The organism is Endozoicomonas sp. ISHI1 (genome assembly GCF_024606225.1).
GTDB lineage: Bacteria > Pseudomonadota > Gammaproteobacteria > Pseudomonadales > Endozoicomonadaceae > Endozoicomonas_A.
In genome coordinates this window covers 1-6,308 of record NZ_JAGRPU010000088.1, presented here as the reverse complement: position 1 = coordinate 6,308, position 6,308 = coordinate 1, and the positions used below count along the sequence as shown (strand labels likewise).

Genomic DNA, 6,308 nt, shown 5'->3' with positions numbered 1-6,308 from the left:
AAGCCCGGTTCTGGTTAACCTCAATGACAAAACGGTAAGTCTGCGGCTCAACCGGGCAAACGAAAGGCACAAAGACCAATACGTGCAAGAGTAGACTTTTAATGGTTCTATCCTTTGTTTTCTATGGCCAGGAGCAGTGAGGATAGACGAGAGGATAAGGGTCAAGGAACTTAAAACAGAGGGGTTCATGGATTCTCTCATCCACGGCAAACGTACCTGGCAGGGACAAGCCTTTCATGGCGTCGTCGAAGCAGGTTGATGATTTCGTAGTGCCACATGGGCATTAAGACATGCTGGCCCTCCTGAGCTTATGAAAGGATGTAATCGCCGATACAGACCAAATCGTGAGTAAGGTCAAAAATTGCCATTTCCTCTTCTGTCAGGCCTTCCCTCACGGTGCGAGACGCTTCATCACCCAGTGAGCCGATGAACTCCTTCAGCTTATTGAAAAACTCTTCTGCGGAGTAGGCACCAAGGTTGTACTCATCGACAAGTTCTTTGAAATTCTCCCGCAAATCCTGCCTGCATTTATTCCTGGCGACCATAGGTGTGAGCTTACGCTCTATCAGATTCTTAAATATTGTTCAAATAAGAAACTTTTTTGCTATTCGGCGGTCAAAAAAGATAGTTGAGCATTTCTGATATCGGCAAGACTGAAATTCAGTATTCTGAAACCCATCAGCGGGAACAGGGTGTTCAAAACTTTATAACCAGTAACAAAGTGCGGTGTTCTGTTTTTGGAAAGCACATTGGAAAGCACAAAAGTTGCATTTTTTAGGGAGTTTTAATTATGTTTCCAAGTCTGTCAACGATTTATATTCCGGTCCGATCTTCACCAACAGTATCTGATAATACTATCAATAAATTGGACGTCACGAATCCGCAGGGTGACATTGAGTCCAGTATTGATCTGAATGAAATGCGTGCCAAGGCCAAGGAAAAGAGTAATCTGGTTTGGGCAGGAATTGTCAGCACTGACGTTGATAAAATAACTCATCATGAAATAAAGGTGGCCAGTGGTGAGTCACTTTTTCTGAAGTTTCGTGGATTACGACCAAGTTATGATTGCAAGTTTCGTGTGACTGCCATCAGGCATCGGGATGTGAAAATATTTCTGGTCAGCGACTATACCGATCAGCGAGTGATAGAGGCTTCCGAGATAGTTGGCAAAGAGGGGCAAGATAAAATATTTGTCCTGGCTGATGAGTTGCCAGATTATGCTGAAAGAATGCGAAGTTTTCATCCCTTGTTGCCTAATATCCAGGGCGCTGACGTGAAGGATTTAATAAGCCATCTGGCAAGTAAGGGGTTTTATCTCAAAGATGGCTTTGTCCGCTGTAATGGCTGTGAATACCGTGTACCTCTGGAGGAGTTTACCAAGAAAATCAACTCCCCGGAGAGTTATCTGGCATCAATGAAATCAATGCTGCCTTTTCTTAATGACGTATTGTTCAAAAGCGATGCTAATGAACACGATGATAACAATTGTTTTCTGGCCACAACGGATAAGAAAACATTTCTCCGGGTTAGTCACGCGCCAGATCCCAAAGTCGAAGGTGGGTTCAGAGAACAGGGGCACTATACTGTCTGTCAGCATAATGGCACTAATTACATCAAGTACCCAAGCTATACCAAACGGTGGTCCTACAATAAATTGAAAGAAGTGTATGCAAAGAGTTGGGAAAAGAAGTATGCTGATCGCTTCCTGGATCACGATAGTTATTCTCTTCTGTTTACCACAACGGTTCCAAAATCGGCAATGCTGTCTCAGGATGATTTAATTTATGAGGCTTCGCAGATTAAAATCGATCTTGACAGGTTGAGGCAAAAATATAATGATTTTCAGTGCCTCGTGAATCAGTCATCGGTTCATAATCCAGAGTTGGCCAAAGCATTAAACTTGCCTGCGATACAAAGCCTTTTATCCCCTGAAATTGGCCTGCTTTTTTCCAGAATCATCTTCAAAATCGGCGAGAAATCGGCCAAAAACCTGCCATGTCATGATAAACAGGGCTTGCACCATATGGTTGATCAATTGCTGAAATTTATCGAACTTCAAGGTGGTGATGTTGGTGATAAAGGGTTGAAGTGTCTCGGTATATACGCCGACGAAAACGATGCTGAAGCTGCCTGCGTGGATTTTGCTGTGCTGTCAGGGCAGAGCGAAATATCACCAATGCAGCAGCAGTGGCAGGAGCTTGAAAAAGGTTTTGCCCAAGCCATTACCACCACAATACTGAACCCTTTGCGAGAGATATTCAATACCCATGAGTTGGGTGATCCCGTCCTGAGCAAAATCTTTGGCGTCAGCGTGGAGGTTGTCTCACCGTCTGAGGTGCCAGCCCCTGCATCCCTGATGTCTGTGCGCAGACGTAAGGCATCGTGAGGGGCGGTTCATGTGGTTGTTGACAGAAGCCGCCAGAATGAAGGGCACGAACCTATCGGTATCCCCCCATCATAGACACGAGACCACCGGTTGACCTTTGTCGTTTGTATCGGAATGTATAGCACCGCACCAGGCAGTGTGCCATGAAAGGAGTTGGCGAACATCTTGTTTTTTTGGGTATTCCAATGCCCAGACGTTAGCAGTGCCTTTTCCTCCTGAGCCTATGACAAGCAGAAATCAATCGCTTGACTTTGCATCATCAAGCTTACGTTTTCGGTGTTGCCTTTTGTGATTCGACAGGGCCTGAGCGTTTGGGAGGGTCTTCTGGCACACAGAGCAGGTTTGCTCTCCTGTGTGATATCGACTTTTGTGATCGGACAGGGCTTTCGCGTTTGGCAGGATCTTCCGGCACTCAGAGCAGGTTTGCTCTCCTGTGTGATATCGACTTTTGTGACCGGACAGGGCTTTCGCGTTTGACAGGGTCTTCTGGCACTCAGGGCAGGTTTGCTCTGCGGTGTGATCTTTTCTTTTGTGACGCGACAGCGCCTCAGCGTTTGGCAGGGTCTCCTGACACTCAGGGCAGGTTTGCTCTGGGGTGTGATCTTTTCTTTTGTGACGCGACAGCGCCTCAGCGTTTGGCAGGGTCTTCCGGCACTCAGGGCAGGTTTGCTCTCCGGTGTGATATTGACTTTTATGAACCGACAGGGTTTGAGCGTTTGACAGGGTCTTATGGCACTCAGGGCAGGTTTGCTCTGCGGTGTGATCTTTTCTTTTGTGAGTCGACAGCGCTTGAGCGTTTGGCAGGACCTTCTGGCACTCAGGGCAGGTTTGCTCCGGGGTGTGATCTTTTCTCTTGTGATTCCACAGAGCTTGAACGTTTGGCAGGGTCTTCTGGCATTCAGGGCAGGTTTGCTCCCCAGTGTGATATTGACTTTTGTGAACCATCAGGGCTTGAGCATTTGGCAAGGTCTTCTGGCACTCAAGGCAGGTTTGCTCTGAGGTGTGATCTTTTCTTTTGTGAATCGACAGGGCTTGAGCGTTTGGCAGGATCTTCTGGCACTCAGCGCAGGTTTGCTCCCCGGTGTGATATTGACTTTTGTGAACCGACAGGGCTTGAGCGTTTGGCAGGGTCTTTTGGCACTCAGGGCAGGTTTGCTCTGCTGTGTGATCTTTTCTTTTGTGATCCGACAGGGCTTGAGCATTTGGCAGGGTCTTATGGCACTCAGCGCAGGTTTGCTCCCCGGTGTGATATTGACTTTTGTGAGCCGACAGGGCTCGAGCATTTGGCAGGGTCTTCCGACACTCAGGGCAGGTTTGCTCTGCTGTGTGATCTTTTCTTTTGTGATCCGACAGGGCTTTCGTGTTTGGCAGGATCTTCTGACACTCAGGGCAGTTTCGCTCTCCTGTGTGATATTGACTTTTGTGAGTGCTCAGTGAGGCTTGAGAGCTAAATGATTTTTCACAGCCGGGGTGATCACATCGGTATTTTTTGGAGCCTGCCTTTCTTTGTTTTTTCGCAGGAGGTGGATTTAATGTTAATGATGGACCGGTTGTGCTGTCAGCGCCTGAGACATCGGTTGGATCTTCAGCAGAACGGCTTACCGGGTCAGATTCCTGAACACCTGTTTGCAAACAGATATCTGTTCTGCAAACGAAAGAGTCATCTGAGGTTGAACGACACTGGATACTTGTAGAGGGAGCGAAGGTACAGCGTCCTTGTCGATGACAACAGGGCTGTTCATGGCAATTTTCGTCCAGACTATGTCGGGAGTCGTTGGGCTGGCCCGAATTTTCGTCATTATGGCTGTTGTCGTATAGATAGTTCGATTTTTCTGAAGGTCTATTGGATAACTGACCATGATCCTCTGGCTCCGTTGTCCGAGAACAGTTACCGCTGCCGGTTCCGTACATCAAAGTGATGATCTGAAGTTTGTTTCGACTGCCAGGCTTGTCATAGGGTAGTATGCCTGACCCTGAATATCCTTTTGTGCTGGTAATGTATGATGGTTCGTTTTGCATTGGCCTCCAATCGGTCATTGGCATCGCAGATAATGTGCCCGGCTCAGGTTTTATAGAAAAACTCTGGCTTATCGAAGCCCCATTCTGGTTAACCTTAACGATAAAACGGTAAGTCTGCGGCTCAACCGGGCAAACGAAAGGCATAAAGATCAATACCTGCAAGAGTAGACTTTTAATGGTTCTATCCTCTGTTTTCTACAGATCAGAGCAGTGAGGATAGACGAGAGGATAAAGGGCACGGCATCAAAACATAGTGGCTCATGGGTTCTTCCCCCACCATCATAGACACGGGACCACCGGTTGACCTTTGTCGTTTGTATCGGAATGTATAGCTCCGCACCAGGCAGTTTGCCATGAACGGAGTTGGCGAACATCTTGTTTTTTTGGGTATTCGAATGCCTTTTCCTCCTGAGCCTGTGACAAGCAGAAATCAATCGCTTGACTTTGCATCATCAAGCTTACGTTTTCGGTGTTGCCTTTTGTGATTCGACAGGACCTGAGCGTTTGGGAGGGTCTTCTGGCACTCAGGACAGGTTTGCTCTGGGGTGTGATCTTTTCTTTTGTGATTCGACAGAGCTTGAACGTTGGGCAGGATCTTCTGACACTCTGGGCAGGTTTGCTCCCCGGTGTGATATTGACTTTTGTGAGCCGACAGGGCTTGAGCGTTTGCCAGGGTCTTCTGGCACTCTGGGCAGGTTTGCTCTGGGGTGTGATCTTTTCTTTTGTGATCCGACAGGGCTTTCGCGTTTGGCAGGGTCTTCTGGCACTCAGGGCAGGTATGCTCTCCTGTGTGATATTGACTTTTGTGAACCGACAGGGCTTGAGCGTTTGACAAGAGCTTCCGGCACTCAGGGCAGGTTTGCTCTGGGGTGTGATATTCACTTTTGTGAGCCTTCAGGGCTTGAGCATTTGGCAGGGTCTTCTGGCACGCAGTGCAGGTTTGCTCCGGGGTGTGATTTTTTCTTTTGTGATACCACAGCGCTTGTGCGTTTGACAGGGTCTTCTGACACTCAGGGCAGGTTTTTTCTCCGGTGTGATATAGACTTTTGTGAACCGACAGGGCTCGAGCGTTTGACAGGGTCTTCTGGCACTCAGGGCAGGTTTGCTCCGGGGTGTGATCACTTCTTTTGTGATCCGACAGGGCTTTCGCGTTTGTCAGGATCTTCTGGCACTCAGGGCAGGTTTGTTCTCCTGTGTGATATTGACTTTTGTGAGCCGTCAGGGCTTCGGCATTTCGCAGGGTCTTCTGGCACTCGGGGCAGGTTTGCTCCGGGGTGTGATCTTTTCTTTTGTGATCCGACAGGGCTTTCGAGTTTGGCAGGATCTTTTGGCACTCAGGGCAGGTTTGCTCCGGGGTGTGATCTTTTCTTTTGTGAGCCGACAGGGCTTTCGCGTTTGGCAGGGTCTTCTTGCACTCAGGGCAGGTTTGTTCCGGGGTGTGATTTTTTCTTTTGTGATCCGAGAGGGATTGAGCGTTTGGCAGGATCTTCTGGCACTCAGGGCAGGTTTGCTCCGGGGTGTGATCTTTTCTTTTGTGAGCCGACAGGGCTTTCGCGTTTGGCAGGGTCTTCTTGCACTCAGGGCAGGTTTGTTCCGGGGTGTGATCTTTTCTTTTGTGATCCAAGAGGGATTGAGCGTTTGGCAGGGTCTTCTGGCATTCAGGACAGGTTTTCTCTCCGGTGTGATATTGCCTTTTGTGAGTGCTCGATGAGGCTTGAGAGCTAAATGATTTTTCACAGCCGGGGAAATCACATCGGTATTTGTCAGAGCCTGCCTTCCTTTGTTTTTTCGAAGGAGGTGGATTTAATGTTAATGATGGACCGGTTGTGCTGTCAGCTCCCGAGACCACTGTTGGAGCTTCTTCAGGATGGCTTACCGAGCCAGATTCCTGATCGCATGTTTG

Annotated in this window: 4 protein-coding genes; 1 reads left to right on the top strand and 3 read right to left on the bottom strand. The window is 48.3% G+C overall.

Annotation, left to right across the window (positions count from 1 at the left end; all coding sequences use genetic code 11):
- Positions 1-308: 308 nt before the first annotated feature.
- On the bottom strand, positions 309-566 hold the full coding sequence (locus tag KBW69_RS23005; RefSeq protein WP_257282447.1) for a DUF3387 domain-containing protein: 258 nt from the start codon (positions 564-566) through the stop codon (positions 309-311).
- Between the two features lie 224 nt (positions 567-790).
- On the opposite strand from KBW69_RS23005, the gene KBW69_RS23000 reads away from it, so the two are divergent.
- Entirely contained in the window at positions 791-2,386 is a 1,596-nt protein-coding gene (locus tag KBW69_RS23000) for a hypothetical protein (RefSeq protein ID WP_257275873.1), read from the top strand.
- A gap of 237 nt (positions 2,387-2,623) precedes the next feature.
- Here the strand turns inward: KBW69_RS23000 and KBW69_RS22995 are convergent, their stop codons facing one another.
- Entirely contained in the window at positions 2,624-4,567 is a 1,944-nt protein-coding gene (locus KBW69_RS22995) for a C2H2-type zinc finger protein (protein WP_257282446.1), read from the bottom strand.
- A gap of 268 nt (positions 4,568-4,835) precedes the next feature.
- The coding region (locus KBW69_RS22990) for a C2H2-type zinc finger protein (RefSeq protein WP_257282445.1) at positions 4,836-6,308 on the bottom strand (1,473 nt) is incomplete at its 5' end.